This is a genomic window from Pedobacter sp. PLR (genome assembly GCF_026239675.1).
Taxonomy (GTDB): Bacteria; Bacteroidota; Bacteroidia; order Sphingobacteriales; family Sphingobacteriaceae; genus Pedobacter.
In genome coordinates this window covers 382,601-397,274 of the sequence record NZ_JAPIVQ010000002.1, presented here as the reverse complement: position 1 = coordinate 397,274, position 14,674 = coordinate 382,601, and the positions used below count along the sequence as shown (strand labels likewise).

Annotated in this window: 18 protein-coding genes; 9 read left to right on the top strand and 9 right to left on the bottom strand. The window is 41.4% G+C overall.

What is annotated here, in order from left to right; genetic code table 11:
- Positions 1–9 precede the first annotated feature (9 nt).
- From OQX61_RS05315 to OQX61_RS05295, 5 genes are all read right to left on the bottom strand, one after another.
- Entirely contained in the window at positions 10–1,425 is a 1,416-nt protein-coding gene (locus OQX61_RS05315) for an MBL fold metallo-hydrolase (RefSeq protein WP_265840633.1), read from the bottom strand.
- Positions 1,426–1,512: 87 nt separating this feature from the next.
- The gene (locus OQX61_RS05310; protein ID WP_265840632.1) at positions 1,513–2,529 is read right to left on the bottom strand and encodes a type I asparaginase; all 1,017 of its coding nucleotides are present in this window, start codon (positions 2,527–2,529) and stop codon (positions 1,513–1,515) included.
- A gap of 3 nt (positions 2,530–2,532) precedes the next feature.
- Positions 2,533–3,300, bottom strand: coding sequence for a TatD family hydrolase (locus OQX61_RS05305; protein WP_265840631.1), 768 nt, complete (start codon positions 3,298–3,300; stop codon positions 2,533–2,535).
- Between the two features lie 70 nt (positions 3,301–3,370).
- Positions 3,371–4,366: an FKBP-type peptidyl-prolyl cis-trans isomerase gene (locus OQX61_RS05300; protein WP_265840630.1), complete on the bottom strand. Its 996-nt coding sequence runs from the start codon at positions 4,364–4,366 to the stop codon at positions 3,371–3,373.
- Positions 4,367–4,423: 57 nt separating this feature from the next.
- Entirely contained in the window at positions 4,424–5,434 is a 1,011-nt protein-coding gene (locus OQX61_RS05295; protein WP_265840959.1) for a DHH family phosphoesterase, read from the bottom strand.
- Between the two features lie 107 nt (positions 5,435–5,541).
- Here OQX61_RS05295 and OQX61_RS05290 point away from each other — a divergent pair, with 107 nt between their 5' ends.
- From OQX61_RS05290 to OQX61_RS05280, 3 genes are all read left to right on the top strand, one after another.
- Positions 5,542–5,961, top strand: a complete 420-nt coding sequence (locus OQX61_RS05290; RefSeq protein ID WP_265840629.1) for a nucleoside-diphosphate kinase — start codon at positions 5,542–5,544, stop codon at positions 5,959–5,961.
- A gap of 521 nt (positions 5,962–6,482) precedes the next feature.
- Positions 6,483–7,220: an FKBP-type peptidyl-prolyl cis-trans isomerase gene (locus tag OQX61_RS05285; RefSeq protein WP_265840628.1), complete on the top strand. Its 738-nt coding sequence runs from the start codon at positions 6,483–6,485 to the stop codon at positions 7,218–7,220.
- A gap of 54 nt (positions 7,221–7,274) precedes the next feature.
- A complete protein-coding gene (locus OQX61_RS05280) occupies positions 7,275–7,454 on the top strand; it encodes a hypothetical protein (RefSeq protein WP_265840627.1) in 180 nt (59 codons plus the stop codon).
- A 3-nt stretch (positions 7,455–7,457) separates the two neighbouring features.
- Here the strand turns inward: OQX61_RS05280 and OQX61_RS05275 are convergent, their stop codons facing one another.
- Complete coding sequence (locus OQX61_RS05275) at positions 7,458–7,748, bottom strand: DUF721 domain-containing protein (RefSeq protein ID WP_182957453.1); 291 nt, start codon at positions 7,746–7,748, stop codon at positions 7,458–7,460.
- Positions 7,741–8,844, bottom strand: a complete 1,104-nt coding sequence (gene recF, locus OQX61_RS05270; RefSeq protein ID WP_265840958.1) for a DNA replication and repair protein RecF — start codon at positions 8,842–8,844, stop codon at positions 7,741–7,743. The genes OQX61_RS05275 and recF overlap by 8 nt, the downstream gene beginning before the upstream one ends.
- Before the next feature lie 247 nt (positions 8,845–9,091).
- Between recF and OQX61_RS05265 the strand changes: the two genes are divergently transcribed.
- The 3 genes from OQX61_RS05265 (at position 9,092) to ytxJ (ending at position 10,870) form a co-directional block, all read left to right on the top strand.
- Positions 9,092–9,760 carry a tetratricopeptide repeat protein gene (locus OQX61_RS05265; protein ID WP_265840626.1) on the top strand — a complete coding sequence of 223 codons (669 nt, stop codon included), beginning with the start codon at positions 9,092–9,094 and terminating at the stop codon, positions 9,758–9,760.
- A gap of 76 nt (positions 9,761–9,836) precedes the next feature.
- On the top strand, positions 9,837–10,328 hold the full coding sequence (gene ribH, locus OQX61_RS05260; RefSeq protein WP_265840625.1) for a 6,7-dimethyl-8-ribityllumazine synthase: 492 nt from the start codon (positions 9,837–9,839) through the stop codon (positions 10,326–10,328).
- A gap of 209 nt (positions 10,329–10,537) precedes the next feature.
- Positions 10,538–10,870: a bacillithiol system redox-active protein YtxJ gene (gene ytxJ, locus OQX61_RS05255; RefSeq protein ID WP_265840624.1), complete on the top strand. Its 333-nt coding sequence runs from the start codon at positions 10,538–10,540 to the stop codon at positions 10,868–10,870.
- On the opposite strand, the gene OQX61_RS05250 is transcribed toward ytxJ, so the two are convergent.
- Complete coding sequence (locus OQX61_RS05250) at positions 10,860–11,264, bottom strand: OsmC family protein (RefSeq protein WP_265840623.1); 405 nt, start codon at positions 11,262–11,264, stop codon at positions 10,860–10,862. The genes ytxJ and OQX61_RS05250 overlap by 11 nt on opposite strands.
- Positions 11,265–11,374: 110 nt before the next feature.
- Here OQX61_RS05250 and lipA point away from each other — a divergent pair, with 110 nt between their 5' ends.
- From lipA to OQX61_RS05235, 3 genes are all read left to right on the top strand, one after another.
- Positions 11,375–12,253, top strand: a complete 879-nt coding sequence (lipA, locus tag OQX61_RS05245) for a lipoyl synthase (RefSeq protein WP_265840622.1) — start codon at positions 11,375–11,377, stop codon at positions 12,251–12,253.
- 69 nt (positions 12,254–12,322) lie between these two features.
- Positions 12,323–12,874 carry a sigma-70 family RNA polymerase sigma factor gene (locus OQX61_RS05240; protein WP_265840621.1) on the top strand — a complete coding sequence of 184 codons (552 nt, stop codon included), beginning with the start codon at positions 12,323–12,325 and terminating at the stop codon, positions 12,872–12,874.
- A gap of 1 nt (position 12,875) precedes the next feature.
- The gene (locus tag OQX61_RS05235; protein ID WP_265840620.1) at positions 12,876–13,727 is read left to right on the top strand and encodes an anti-sigma factor; all 852 of its coding nucleotides are present in this window, start codon (positions 12,876–12,878) and stop codon (positions 13,725–13,727) included.
- 2 nt (positions 13,728–13,729) lie between these two features.
- Here the strand turns inward: OQX61_RS05235 and OQX61_RS05230 are convergent, their stop codons facing one another.
- Positions 13,730–14,671 (bottom strand): NAD(P)H-hydrate dehydratase, encoded by a 942-nt coding sequence (locus tag OQX61_RS05230; protein WP_265840619.1) that lies wholly within the window; start codon positions 14,669–14,671, stop codon positions 13,730–13,732.
- Positions 14,672–14,674: the final 3 nt, after the last annotated feature.

The window sequence follows — 14,674 nt, the reverse complement described above, 5'->3', positions numbered from 1 at the left end:
GGTTAATGATTAAGCTTTCATCCCTTTGGAAGGACAGGCAAAATCAGTACGCTTCAATCCAGTATTTTTGATGGCTCCATAACCACCGGCAATGTCAATCACATTTTCTACCCCACGGGCTTTAAGAATGGATGCGGCCACCATAGAGCGGTAACCACCGGCACAATGAATATAATAAGTTTCTTTGTGGTCGATCTCATTGGTCCATTCGTTGATATAATCCAAAGGACGTGTTAAGGTTTGTTCCAGGTGTTCGGCTTCATACTCTCCCGGTTTTCTGACATCCAGGGCAAGCACATTTTCATTGTTATTCAATACTGTTTCAAATTCCGCAGCAGAAATGGAAGTAATGGTATCCAGTTCTTTTCCGGCGGCTGCCCAGAGGCTGATGCCATCCATTAAGAAACCGATGGTATTGTCGTAACCCACTCTGGAAAGACGGGTAATGGCTTCTTCTTCTTTTCCCTGTTCACATACCAATAGCAAAGGTTGTTTCAGATCGGTGATTAAAGCGCCGACCCAAGGGGCAAACTGACCATTTAACCCGATGTTCACGGAAGAAGGAATAAAGCCTTTAGCGAAGACCTGAGGATCTCTGGTATCCAGGATCAAAGCGCCGGTGCTGTTTGCCATCGCTTCAAATTCGTCAGGAGATAAAGGTGTCAATCCTTTCTCACAAACTTCTTCAAAACTTTCATAACCATGTTTGTTCATGGCGGCATTTTTAGCAAAATATTGAGGTGGAGGTAAAATACCCTCCGTTACTTCTTTTACAAATTGTTCTTTTGACTTCGCCTTAAGCGCATAGTTTACTTCTTTCTGATGCCCTAAAGTATCGAAAGTCTCCTTGCTCATGTTCTTTCCGCAGGCAGAACCGGCACCATGTGCAGGGTAAACCAACACGTCATCAGGAAGTGTTAAAATTTTATGATGGAGAGAATCGTAAAGTGTGGCTGCCATATCTTCCATGGTCAGGTCTCCTTTTTGCGCCAGATCCGGGCGACCTACATCACCAATGAATAAAGTATCACCGGAAAAAATGCAATGTGCTTTCCCCTGCTCATCTGTTAAGAGATAAGTGGTAGATTCCGGTGTATGACCGGGCGTATGCAAGGTAGTGATGGTTAATGCGCCAATTTTGAATTGCTGACCATCTTCAGCAATCAGCGATTTGAAAGTCGTCTGAGCCGTTGGCCCGTAAACGATTTCCGCGCCTGATTTCTCTGCCAGGTCTACGTGACCTGATACAAAATCCGCATGGAAATGAGTTTCAAAAATATATTTTATGGTTGCATTGTCTTTCTCCGCACGTTTAAGATAGGGATCTATCTCGCGTAGGGGATCAATAATTGCCGCTTCACCATTACTTTCTATGTAATAGGCTGCCTCTGCTAAACAACCTGTATATATCTGCTCTATCTTCATTCCAATTTGCTATTGAGCTGCAAAATTAAGGTTATAATTGAATAGACCAAGATTTTGGTTTTTAATTACATTGGCAGGATAACCTATTTACGCAGTCAGCTCTCCGCGAAGGGATTGCTCCATCAAAGCGCCGATTTCTGCCTGACTATAATCCTGTCCCATTAAATACATCAGTTTGGTGATGGTGGCTTCAAAAGTCGTGTCATAACCACATATAACGCCCATTTGCTGCAATTTCTTACTGGTTTCATATTTCCCCAATTCTACTGATCCTCTTTTACACTGGGTAATGTCGATGATTAGCTTGCCGCTATGGATGGCTTCCTGTAAACTGGAGATGAACCATTCGGCAGTGTTGGTATTTCCGGAGCCGAAGGTTTCCAGCACGATAGCATCCACACCTGATTTGGTGATGGCATGTACGGCCTGGGGAGAAATTCCCGGGTATAATTTAAGCACACCAATATTGGAATTGAACTTGGTATGCACCTTTAAAGGTTCTGTAGGCTGTTTAGCGATGTAGTTTTTATAGAAAGAAAGGTGTACTCCTGCCTCTGCCAGAATCGGATAATTTGGCGAGCGGAAGGCTTCAAACTTTTCTGAATTGTATTTTATGGAGCGGTTGCCGCGAAACAGCTGATAATCGAAATAAACACAGACTTCAGGTACCATTGCCTTGCCTTGTTTTTTGGTGGCGGCAATTTCCAATGCGGTAATCAGATTTTCCTTCGCATCTGTCCTGATCTCTCCTATCGGCAGCTGCGATCCTGTTAAGATCACTGGTTTAGACAGGTTTTCTAACATAAAGCTCAATGCGGAGGCTGTAAAAGACATCGTATCGGAGCCATGAAGAATCACAAAACCATCAAACTCCTCATATTTATCCCGTATTAAGTTGGCTAATTCTTCCCAGATCAAGGGGTCCATATTGGAGGAATCGATGATGGGATCAAAGGAATGTACGGAAAGGTCATAATTTAACCTGGCCAGTTCCGGAACATTTTGTTGAATTTGCTCAAAGTTAAACGGAATGAGGACACCGGTTTTGGGATCGTTTACCATCCCTATGGTTCCACCGGTGTAGATGATCAGTATTTTAGTCATTGCTTAGATGTTGAAGATTTTTTTAGAATTGGCAGTGGTTACCGCAGCGATTTCTTCGACATCCGTATGGTAGATTTCTGCTAATTTCTCTGCAATATGAATCAGGTAACTGCTTTCGTTTGGTTTGCCGCGGAAAGGAACGGGAGCAAGATAAGGAGAATCCGTTTCCAGCACCAGATTTGCTAATGGAATTTCTTTCAACACCTCATCCAGTCCGGCTTTTTTATAGGTGACTACCCCGCCGATACCCAGGTAAAAACCAAGGTCGATGGCTTGTTTTGCCTGTTCCACATTACCGGTAAAGCAATGTAAAATCCCTCTTAGCTTCTCGTCTCTTTCCTTTTCAAGAATTTCGAAGATCTCATCGAAAGCTTCCCTGCAATGGATCACGATAGGCAGATTCAGGTCTTTAGCCCATTTGATTTGTTCAGAGAACGCGATTTTCTGGATGTCTAAAGTAGTTTTATCCCAATGAAGGTCGATACCGATCTCTCCGATAGCGTAGATCTCTCTACCTACAATACTTTCGCAGATTTCGTCCAGCACCAGTTCATAATCCTCTTTCACATCGCATGGATGTAAGCCGGCCATGGCAAAACAATGGTCAGGATATTTCTGCACCATCGCATCAATTTTGGCAATAGAGGCAACATCTACATTAGGCAGGAACAATCGTTCTACGTTATTATCGAGGGATCTTTGTATCAGTATATCTAATTTCTCAGGGTCTGTCTCGTAATAAAGGTGGGTATGGGTATCCGTCAAAAGCATAGACAAAGTTAATAAAAAAACCCCGTCCGCTATATGCGGACGGGGTTTTCTATTTTATGCTTTTTCAGTATTATTTTACTTTCGGTGCAGGTGTTGCAGGAGTTAAAGTTGCAGCAGGCTGAGATTTTGGTTTTTTGATGTCTACTAATTCTACATCAAATACTAAAGGAGAGAAAGGGCTGATACCGCCTTGTTGCATTCCACCTTCGCCATAAGCTAAAGCTGAAGGAATGATCATGGTGATTTTTCCGCCTTTACCGATCAATTGTAAACCTTCGTCAAATCCTGGAATTGCTCTGCCTAAAGTGATCGCACGTGGACCATAAGTAGCCATAGGATTATGTTTACCTGATTCCTTAGCGATTTTAGCATCACTGGTATCGAAGATATTATCTTTACCGTCAGATTTTTTAGTCGTTAATTTACCAGTATAGTTTACCATCATGGTATCACCTAAAACTGGTTTCTCATTGCTACCTGGTTTAACGATTACATATTGTAATCCTGAAGCCGAAGTGGTAGTTTTAAGGTTGTTATCAGCAACATATTTTTTGATTTTACCAGCTTCCGAAGTTTTCATTTTTTCGATGCTTGCTTTGTAATCATTTTCAAAAAACTCTCTTGCTTTTTTCTGGAAAGTTGAGTCAGCCTCATCTTTACCTTTTTGCAATACTTTCTCTACTTTAATCGTAAAGATCATGTATTTATCTTTTTGACCAGCTGGTTTAGGTTGACCAGAATATTTAGCAACTGTATCTAAGTCTAATTTGAAGGTTGCACTATCGCCTTCTCCAAACATCGTCAATACGTCATTCATATCACCTGCGAATACTTTTTTCTGAACAGGGAACACTTGTGGTGCTTCCATATCCCATGTATTTGCGGTTACTGAGTCTTTTTCAGTTTTTTGAATAAAGTTCAATTTTACAATATCACCTTCTTTAATTTTATCTTTTCCACCATCTTTGTGAATAGTGTACATCAGGCCACCCGGACCTTTTTTGTATTGGTTACAAGCAGCTAATCCAAGTGTTGCTGCGAAAAGAATTACGATACCTTTCTTCATGTGGTTTATTAAGTTTTTGTTTTCTATTTATTTTTATACCTCGATCAGCAATAGCCTTTACTGTATCAATTGTGCTTTATAGTCTGCTAATAACGCTTTAAACGTCGTTACGGTATCTGCCAGATTCTCATCTGAATAGCCACCTGCTGCATTTCTATGCCCGCCACCGTTGAAATACTTCTTACAAATTTCATTTGCAGGAAAATCTCCGGTTGAGCGCAAAGATAATTTAACTTTATCAGTTCTTTCAATAATAAATGCAGCTAATTTTATCCCGTTTACGGAAAGTGCGTAGTTCACAATACCTTCTGTATCACCCGTCTGAATATTAAAAGACTTCAGTTCTTCTTTGGTCACCGTAATGATGGCCGTATGAAAATCAGGAAGAATTTCCAGCTTGTTACTCAGGCAATGCCCAAGGAAACGCAGGCGGTTTTCCGTCGCATTGTCATACACCAACTGGTGGATTTTCCAATGTTCTGCACCCAGATCAATTAATTCTGCTCCGATGCGGTAAACCGTAGAATTGGCGGAAGGAAAGCGGAAAGAACCAGAATCAGTCATGATTCCTGTATATAAACAGGTTGCAATGTCTTTATTCATGAATTCGCCGTCTTCCAGTTCATTTACAATAAAATCATAAACCAGTTGTGCTGCTGCACAGGCATTGATACTCCAATGACGGTAATCATCAAAATCCTCCGGGTCCAAATGGTGGTCGATCATCAGTTTAAGCGCATTTGATGCCCTTACCAGTTCTCCCAACTCATTGATCCTGCTCAGGTTGTTAAAATCCAGGCAAAAGATCATGGCAGCATCTGCTACTAACTGCGCAGATTTCTCCTGTTGTTCGGTGTAAATGATCACCTCGCCATTGTTTGGAAGCCAGTGTAAAAAGTAGGGATAATCCGTAGGGGTAATCACGGTTACGTGATGTCCTTTCTGGATCAGATAAGCGTATAAGCCTAAAGATGAGCCCATCGCATCGCCATCAGGCTTATGGTGGGTAGTGATTACAATTTTTTGCGGCGTTGCCAGCAATGATTTTAATTCGGGAACAGATAGCATAATTTTCACTGCAAAGCTAGTGATTAAATGATTAATTGGAGCCTATTATATTTGATGCTATAATATTAACAGTATAAAACGTAATTTTGCAAAAAAATTGAAATAAGATGACTACAAACAGAACATTTACCATGATTAAGCCTGATGCTGTTGCAAACGGACATATCGGCGCAATCATCAATGACATTACTGCAGCAGGCTTTAAAATCGTTGCTTTAAAATATACTAAACTGACTGAAGAAACTGCTGGTCAGTTCTATGCTGTTCATGCTGCACGTCCTTTCTACAAGGATTTAGTGTCTTTCATGTCTTCAGGTCCTATCGTTGCAATGATCTTAGAAAAAGACAATGCAATTGAAGATTTCAGAACTTTAATCGGTGCTACTAACCCGGCTGATGCAGCTGAAGGTACTATCCGTAACAAATATGCAGTATCTATTGATGCTAATGCTGTTCACGGTTCTGACTCAGACGAAAATGCACAAATCGAAGGAGATTTCTTCTTTACAGCTGCTGAACGTTTCTAGTCTTCCCTAACCGGAAAACACATTCCGGTCATTTTTAGGGCCAGCATTTATCGCGATCCCCGGAATGACCTTTAAAAATAAGCATCCTCAACAGGGTGCTTATTTTTTTGCCCGGTTTTTAAAAGGGTCCTTACCACAACCCCGGGATCAAGGTCATTTTTACCGGATAAAAACTGACAAAATCGAGTTGAAACTGCTTTGATACTGGTCGGAAAGAGCCCTTACCTGCCGTACCTTTGGTAAACCTAAGGGAAAGGGTTCAGTTACACTTGACTTAGGTAAACCTACGGCAACCGTTTCTATACCCATACCAATACCTTATCCAACCCAAACGTCTTCCCGACTACAACCCGACCAGTTCCTGAACACAACATTTCGGGATCTGTTAATCTCTTTTGAGGGGGCTTAACCGGATAAAAAACCAGATGGAAAATTTAAGGATACTTTGTACCTTTCCCCGGCAAATAAACCAACAGCACCTGCATGAGGATGCAGCAGCATTTACAAAAATTATAGAATTGATGAAAAAAATTTTGATCACCTTATTACTTCCATGTTGCAGTTTAGTAGCTTTGGCACAGACAGGAAAGAAGGCGGGTACCGTTAAAAAAGCTACGGTGACAAAAACACAAGCTAAAGCCCCGGTAAAGCCGGTTTTCAAGAACAACCTGGATTCCGCCAGTTATGCATTAGGCGCTAATATGGCCGGCAGCATGAAAAAAGACGGACTGAGTACCTTAAACTACGATCTGATGATCAGAGGAATGAAGGATGCACTGGAAGGAAAAACATTACTAATCAGCAAAGAACAATCACAAACACCCATCAGCAACCTATTTAACGGCCTGAGCAAAAAGAAATTTTTACCTATGATCAACGAAGGACAAGCATTTTTAGAAAAGAATAAAAACCAACCGGGCGTACATGTTACCCCTAGTGGATTACAGTACATCGTGCTTCAGGAAGGAACCGGCATTAAGCCAACCGCTACGGATACGGTTTTAGCACATTACAAAGGAACTTTGTTAAACGGAAAACAGTTTGACAGCTCTTACGACAGAAATGAGCCACTTTCATTGCCTTTAAACAGGGTGATTCAAGGATGGACAGAAGGTATTCAACTGATGTCTACGGGTTCAAAATACAGGTTCTTCATCCCTTATAACCTGGCTTATGGTGAACGTGGTGCAGGAGCGGATATCCCACCTTACAGCACTTTAATTTTCGAAGTAGAACTTTTGAAAGTTAACGGTAAATAAAACAATACAAAAACCATTGGGAAATAGCTTTGTTGTAGGAGTAAACACAAGCTTATGATCGCAAAAAGATATTTCCCACTGGCGCTTGTTGCGCTACTTTCCAGCACGCTCATGAGCTGCGAGCTGATTACCGGTATTTTCAAAGCTGGCGTATGGACCGGCATCATCGCTATTGTAGTGGTACTTGCATTGGTCATCTGGCTGATTAGCCGGATATTTGGCAGTAAAGATTAAGCCTTACAGAAATACGATTTCGGTGATTACTTCAGAACCGGCACGTTCATTTAATTTATCAATGATTCCGGTTCTGACCATCATCAGTTCATTTTTAATCACTGAAGATTCTATTCTCACAAAAAGTTTCTTTTGAAAAATATAAATCTGCGTGGTTCGGTTTCCAATGGCTACGCCCATCAGCTCCGGCCATAGTGCAATGATGGTGGTCTCATCGAACTTGCCTTTCAGCTTATAGACATTGAGCAATTTGCCAATCCCTTCTTTTAACGTGATGTCATTAGGTTTACGCATTTTCTACTGCTCCATTGTTTACTTCGAACATGGTCACTGCCACATCGATCTTATTGAATACTGCCAGCACCCGTTCTTTACCGGTGTCTGTAATAAATATCTGTCCGAAATCCTGATGTGATACCATTTCCATCAGTTTGTGCATCCTGCTGTCGTCCAGTTTATCAAAAATATCATCGAGTAAAAGCAAAGGCTTAAACCCTTTAAACTTCTGAAGATAAGCATATTGAGCCAACTTCAACGCAATTAAAAAAGATTTTTGCTGCCCCTGTGAGCCAAACTTCTTTAAAGGCATGGCCGTGATGGTAAAGATCAGGTCGTCTTTGTGAATTCCGGTCGTGGTGCGCTCCAGAATTTTATCTTTTTCTATAGACTGGCTCAGTAGTTTCAGAAAAGGAGTCTCTTTCAGCTGACTTAAATAAGTGAGACTGACCTCCTCTTTATCATCCGTCAGGTACTGATAATACTTATTAAACAGCGGAATAAAATCGGTCATAAACTGCTCGCGTTTCGCAAAAATTTTATCGCCCGAATGTACCAGCTGTTCATTGTAAATTTCCAGTAAGGTAGGATCATAACTTCTGGTCACCGCAATCTGTTTCAACAGCGCATTCCGGTTTAGCATATGCTTGTTGTACAGGATCAGTTCATCCAGGTAATGTGCATCCGTTTGGGAAATCACATTGTCCATGAATCTTCTCCGCTCCTCGCTACCTTCCATAATGATCGTGGTATCATAAGGAGAGATCATCACGAGCGGAAATAAACCAATGTGACTGGCCAGTTTATCGTATTCTTTTTTGTTGCGCTTGAATTGTTTCTTTTGATTTCTTTTTACGCCACAGGTAATCTTTTCATTCTTCTGTTCGCGTTCAAAATCCCCCTGGATCAGGAATAGATCTTCGGAAGTTTTAATCTGCTGACTGTCGATTGGATTGAAATATCCCTTACACAGGCATAGATAATGAATTGCATCTAATAAATTGGTCTTTCCTGCACCATTATTCCCTACAAACGCATTTACAGTTTTAGAAAAACTAAGGCTTGCGTCAGCATAATTTTTAAAGTTGAGGAGTGTAATGTTTTTTAACCACATAGTTGTATGGAGCAAAGTTACCTTTTAGCTTTGTTATATAGTAAAATGCCCGTATCATTTATTTATCCTTTTAATTTTCGCTTATATTGCGCAGCCAGAGCGGGTTTTAGCCACTATGCAGTAGATTATTAACCATCAGGTAGTTCGGTTTAACCATTTAGGCAACAAAGTTTAAGAAATCCGTCGAAAGGGGTTGATACTTTCCCATAAAAATGTATTTTTGCAATCCTTAATTTTTTTAAATAAAATGTCTACAACAGAAAAAGAAACGAGTCACCCGGTAAGAAAGGGTTCCTTTTTAGAAGAAAATTCAAAAAGCCTTTTGTTCATTGCAGGCGCTGTAGTGCTATTAATTGGAATCTACTTTTGGTATCAAAATGTATATTTAAAAGACAGAGCACAGGAAGCATCAGCTAAAATGTATAAAGCAGAACAGTTTCTAGGTGTAGATTCTCTTGCCAATAAAGCAATTAATGGCGATGGTGGTTACCCGGGTTTAGAAAAAATTGCGGAAGAGTACGACAATACCAAATCGGCAAACTTAGCGAACCTTTATTTAGGTGGTATCTATTTGCGTAAAGGTGAGTACAAAAAAGCAACAGAAGCATTGGGTAAATATGCTGAAACAGGAAGTCCTGTAGCAGATCCATTGGCTTTAGGTTTATTAGGTGATGCTTACAGTGAGTTGAAAGACTTCAAACAAGCGGCTACTTATTACAAGAAAGCTGCTGATAAAGCAAGCAACAAATTTACTTCTCCGATGTTCCTTAAAAAACTAGGATTGGTTTATGAGCATCTGAAAGATTTCAAATCTGCAGAAGATGCTTACACGAAAATTAAAACTCAATATCCGGAAAGCCAGGAAGCAACAATGATCGATGAATACATCGCCCGCACTTCCGTACAGGTAAAGTAGGATTAAAAAAAATATTATGACAAAGGTTAGCTATTACGGCTAGCCTTTTTTTGTACCCTTTCCTTATATTTGCACTATGGCATCACAACTTAAAAACCTATCTGACTTTTCACATACTACCGTTCCTGACGGGGCTGCGTTTAAAATCGCAATCGCTGTTGCGGAGTGGAATGCAGAGATCACTGGCAGCCTGTATAACGGCGCTTTAAAAACTTTACTAGACCATGGCGTTGCGGAAGAGAACATTCTTTCTATTGCAGTTCCAGGTAGCTTTGAGCTGACTTCAGCTGCAGATATCCTGTTAAAGAAACATGCGGATCTGGATGCAGTGATTTGCTTAGGCTGTGTGATTCAGGGCGACACAAAACATTTCGACTTCATTTGCGATGCTGTAGCACATGGTGTGACTCAGGTGAGCGTAAAATATAGTAAGCCGGTAATTTTTGGCGTACTGACTACCAATGATTTACAACAGGCGATTGACCGTGCTGGTGGCAAACATGGTAATAAAGGCGATGAGGCTGCAATTACGGCACTGAAAATGGCTGAACTGGCAGTTACTGCTTAGCAAAGCTTTGTTTCTTCATATTAAAATTGGTATTTTAGTGGAAGAAACTTTTTAAATCAGTTGAAAATGAAAAAATTAGTCATTTTATTGCTTTGTGTGGGTTGTTCGGTTATGCTGTTACAGTCCTGTTCAAACAAACTTTGTCCGGCTTACAGCTCTTATCCGCAGAGACGATAAAGGCTAAATACAATACTATTAAAAGAATCTCAATGCAGTGGAAACAGATAACTGATCTGACACAGATCAGTGAAATAAAAAATAATGAGGGTTACAGTTTAATTTTCAAACACAGTACCCGTTGTTCAGTGAGTAGTATGGCAAAGAGACGCTTTGAATTGGATTGGGAAGCGATTCCTGAAACGACCAAACTATACTTCCTGGATTTAGTGAGCTTCAGAGAGATCTCTGCAAACATCGCAGACACCTTTCAGGTGCATCATGAATCTCCGCAGATCTTATTGATCAAAAACGGAGATTGCATTCTTGATGCGTCACATAGCGACATCTCCGCGGAGGAGGTTGCCGAAATGATTAATAATTAAAAGATATCGTTTGTTTAATATCAGGGTGTAAACTCATGGCTACCGGACAAGTACGTGCCGAACGCTCAATGATCGTTTTATCCTTATCAGCATAACCATTAGCAGGGAATTGGAAATTGACCACAATTTCCGAAACCCTCCTTGGATTTTCGGCCATGATCTTTCTGATCTCACAGGTGGTCCCATCAATGTTAAAACCATGCGATGCGGAAGCAATACCCACAATCGTCAGCATACAGTTTCCTAAAGAAGTAGCCAGCAAATCTGTCGGTGAAAACGCCTCCCCTTTGCCCTGATTGTCTACCGGTGCATCAGTTATGATTTCATTCCCGGAACGTAAATGAACAGAAGTTGTCCGTAAACCTCCGTTATAAGTTATTTTTGAAGTTGTCATCGCCTGTTTTTTAGGCTGCAAGATTAACATATTTTTTTTAAACTGTCAGATTAGCGTTGTTAAACCCTCCATTTTTATAACTATTCAAACCTATTGCTTAACTTTGTCCCATGATCGAACTTCCGGTTGTTTCCGCAAACACAGTACAACGTAAACCTGATTGGCTTAGAGTTAAGCTTCCGGTTGGTAAAGAATATGCACAAGTACGTAGTCTGGTAGACACACATAAACTGCATACGATTTGCGAAAGTGGCAATTGCCCGAATATGGGCGAATGCTGGGGTGCCGGTACTGCAACCTTTATGATTCTTGGAAATATCTGTACGCGTTCCTGCTCTTTCTGTGCAGTAGCAACCGGCAGACCCTTAGCCGTAGATACGGATGAGCCGAATCGTGTGGCGAACTCGGTGAAACTAATGATGGTAAAACATTGTGTGATTACTTCTGTAGATAGAGATGACCTGAAAGATGGTGGTTCTATCATCTGGGCGGAAACGTTACAGGCAATCAGAAGAGAAAGTCCGGAGACTACTTTAGAAACTTTAATCCCTGATTTCAGAGGGATCTGGGACAATTTATACCGCGTACTGGAGGAAAGACCACAGGTGATGTCTCATAATATTGAAACGGTAAGACGTTTAACCAAACAAGTGCGCATCCAGGCAAAATACGACAGAAGTTTAGAATGTCTTAAACGCATTTCAGAATTCGGATTGAGAACCAAAACCGGTATTATGCTTGGTTTAGGGGAAACGGAAGAAGATGTTTATGAAGCAATGGACGATTTAGTAGCCAATGGCGTGCACATCCTGACTTTAGGTCAATACCTACAGCCGACCCGCAACCACCATCCGGTGCTGGACTGGATTCATCCGGATCAGTTTGCTAAATATAAAGAAGTAGGTATGGCTAAAGGATTCAAATATGTAGAAAGCGGACCACTGGTACGTTCTTCATATCATGCTGAAAAACACCTTTTTGATCTATAATCTTTACGAATCAAACAATATTTAACTTTTCTTGTTAAGGTTTACTGTATATCTGTATATTAGTAAACCTTGACAACGACAAAGAAAATCTCCCGATCTGAAGAACAGCTCGTTCTGGCCCTAAAAGCTCAGGACACCAATGCTATGAAAGCATTGTACGACATGTATTCAGCCTCTTTGTTTGGTGTCATCTCCCGAATTGTTGTTCATACTGAGGTCGCCGAAGATATTTTACAAGAAACTTTTTTAAAAATCTGGAATTCAGCAGATACTTACGACGCGTCAAAGGGTCGTCTGTTTACCTGGATGATGAATATTGCCCGGAATTTAGCTATCGATAAGCTCCGTTCAAAAGATTTTAAGAATGCCAGCAAAAACCATGACATCGAAAAAAACGTAGATTTCATTGACGCACAGAAAGAAACAACTTTCAATGCCGACGTGATTGGTTTAAAAGACATGGTGACCGCCCTTAAACCAGAGTTCACCAATGTACTGGATATGGTTTATTTTAAAGGCTATACACACGTCGAAGCAGCAGAAGAATTGGATTTACCATTAGGTACGGTTAAAACCCGCATCCGTATGGCTATTATGGAATTAAGAAAGCATTTTAATTAAAGTGAAAGAGGGAAAAGCATATATCGAATCAGGCATACTTGAACTTTACGTTCTCGGCGAACTTAACGCAGCAGAACAACGTGAAGTCGAAGCAATGGCAGCAAAATATCCGGAGGTAAAAAAGGAAATTACTGCGATTGAGCTTGCTATGGAACAATATGCTATGGAAAACGCAATTGCACCATCTGCGGAGCTGGAAAGTATTATTCTGGGTAAAATCACACCAAAGGTTACAGGACCGTCTCTTGCTCCTTTAACAGCCCCTCAGGAACCAGCCGCTGTATCTTTAGCTCCTGATCGATATGAATCAAAAATCAGAACCTTAAAGTATGCATTGGCGGCTTGTGCTACCTTGCTGCTGGTAACCGGCGTTGCTCTTTATTCTGCACATACAGAATTAGATACGGCAAAAAACCAGATTATCGCTTTAAATCAGGATAAACAAAGATTTGCCGCTACGGTGAATTACATGACAGAAACCAATAAAGAACTGCAAACCATTGCAGATATGCCTGCCGATCCGGATTGGAAAATAATACGTTTGGCAGGAACAAAAATGGACCCTGAGGCAAAAATGACGGTTTATTGGCATACTTCGGGTCGCCATGTCATGCTGGACAATTCCAAAATGGCGCTTCCTAAAAATGATGATGCACACCAATATCAACTCTGGGCACTCGTCAAAGGGAAACCTGTAGACCTTGGTGTATTTGATGTGAAAACGGATAGCAGTCATATCCTCTTAAAAATGAAGGAAATTGCAGGTGCTGATGCCTTTGCGGTGACTTTAGAAAAAAGAGGTGGCGCAGCTGGCCCGACAATGGATCAGATGATTGCCATGGGTGGCGTTTAGGATTAGTCCTCTTTATTAAATAAACTCTTTACGCTTATCGGAATTTGCAGGGCTACCTGTGAGGCCGTTACGTTGAAATGCGTCATGCTGAGTTCATCGCCGGCCTTGCCATGAAAATAGCAGGACAGTACTGCCGCAGCTTTCGCACTATATCCCTGGGCGAGATAAGCGGCCAGCATACCCGTCAGCACATCCCCCATTCCACCCTGTGACATCGCCGGATTTCCCGTTTGATTGATGCACACATCGCCTTCATGATCGATAATGAAAGTATATTGATTTTTTAGCAGGATAACGATCCCTCGTTTTTTAGCCTCGGTTCTGGCAGTTTGTAAGCGTTCCCACCAGTTTTTATGGGGACCAAATAGCCCGTCGAATTCTTTTACATGCGGACTGAGTACGGAATCTTTTGGCAAGAGGTGGAACAAATCCGGATGCATGCTCAATATGGCAAAGGCATCGGCATCCAATACCACCGGTTGTTTCAGCGCGAAAATCTCCGCCATAATTGCATGACTCCCTGACATCCGGCCAATTCCCGGTCCAATGGCAATCGCATCATAGTTGTCCAGAATTCTTGACCTGAGTAATTGAGAACGTTCCAGATACATGGCTTCTGGTAACGCACAATTCAACGCCGTTAACCCCTGGGCTGGAATAGAGAGGCTAACCAGGCCTGCTCCGGCATACAAAGCCCCTTTAGCACAGAGCAAAGCTGCGCCCATGGTGTTTTCTGCTCCGGCAATGAGCAAGGCATGGCCATAAGTTCCTTTATGAGAAAAAGGCATTCTGGTTTTGACCATGCCACGTATGTCGGCCAGCTCTATTAATTTATAAGGAGAAGCTGCCGCTTCTGCACTTTGTTTAGTTAATCCACGATCTACTACCTGTTTTTTACTCGATGGATCTGTATCGGGCAAATAGGCGTTCAGGAAAACTGACATATG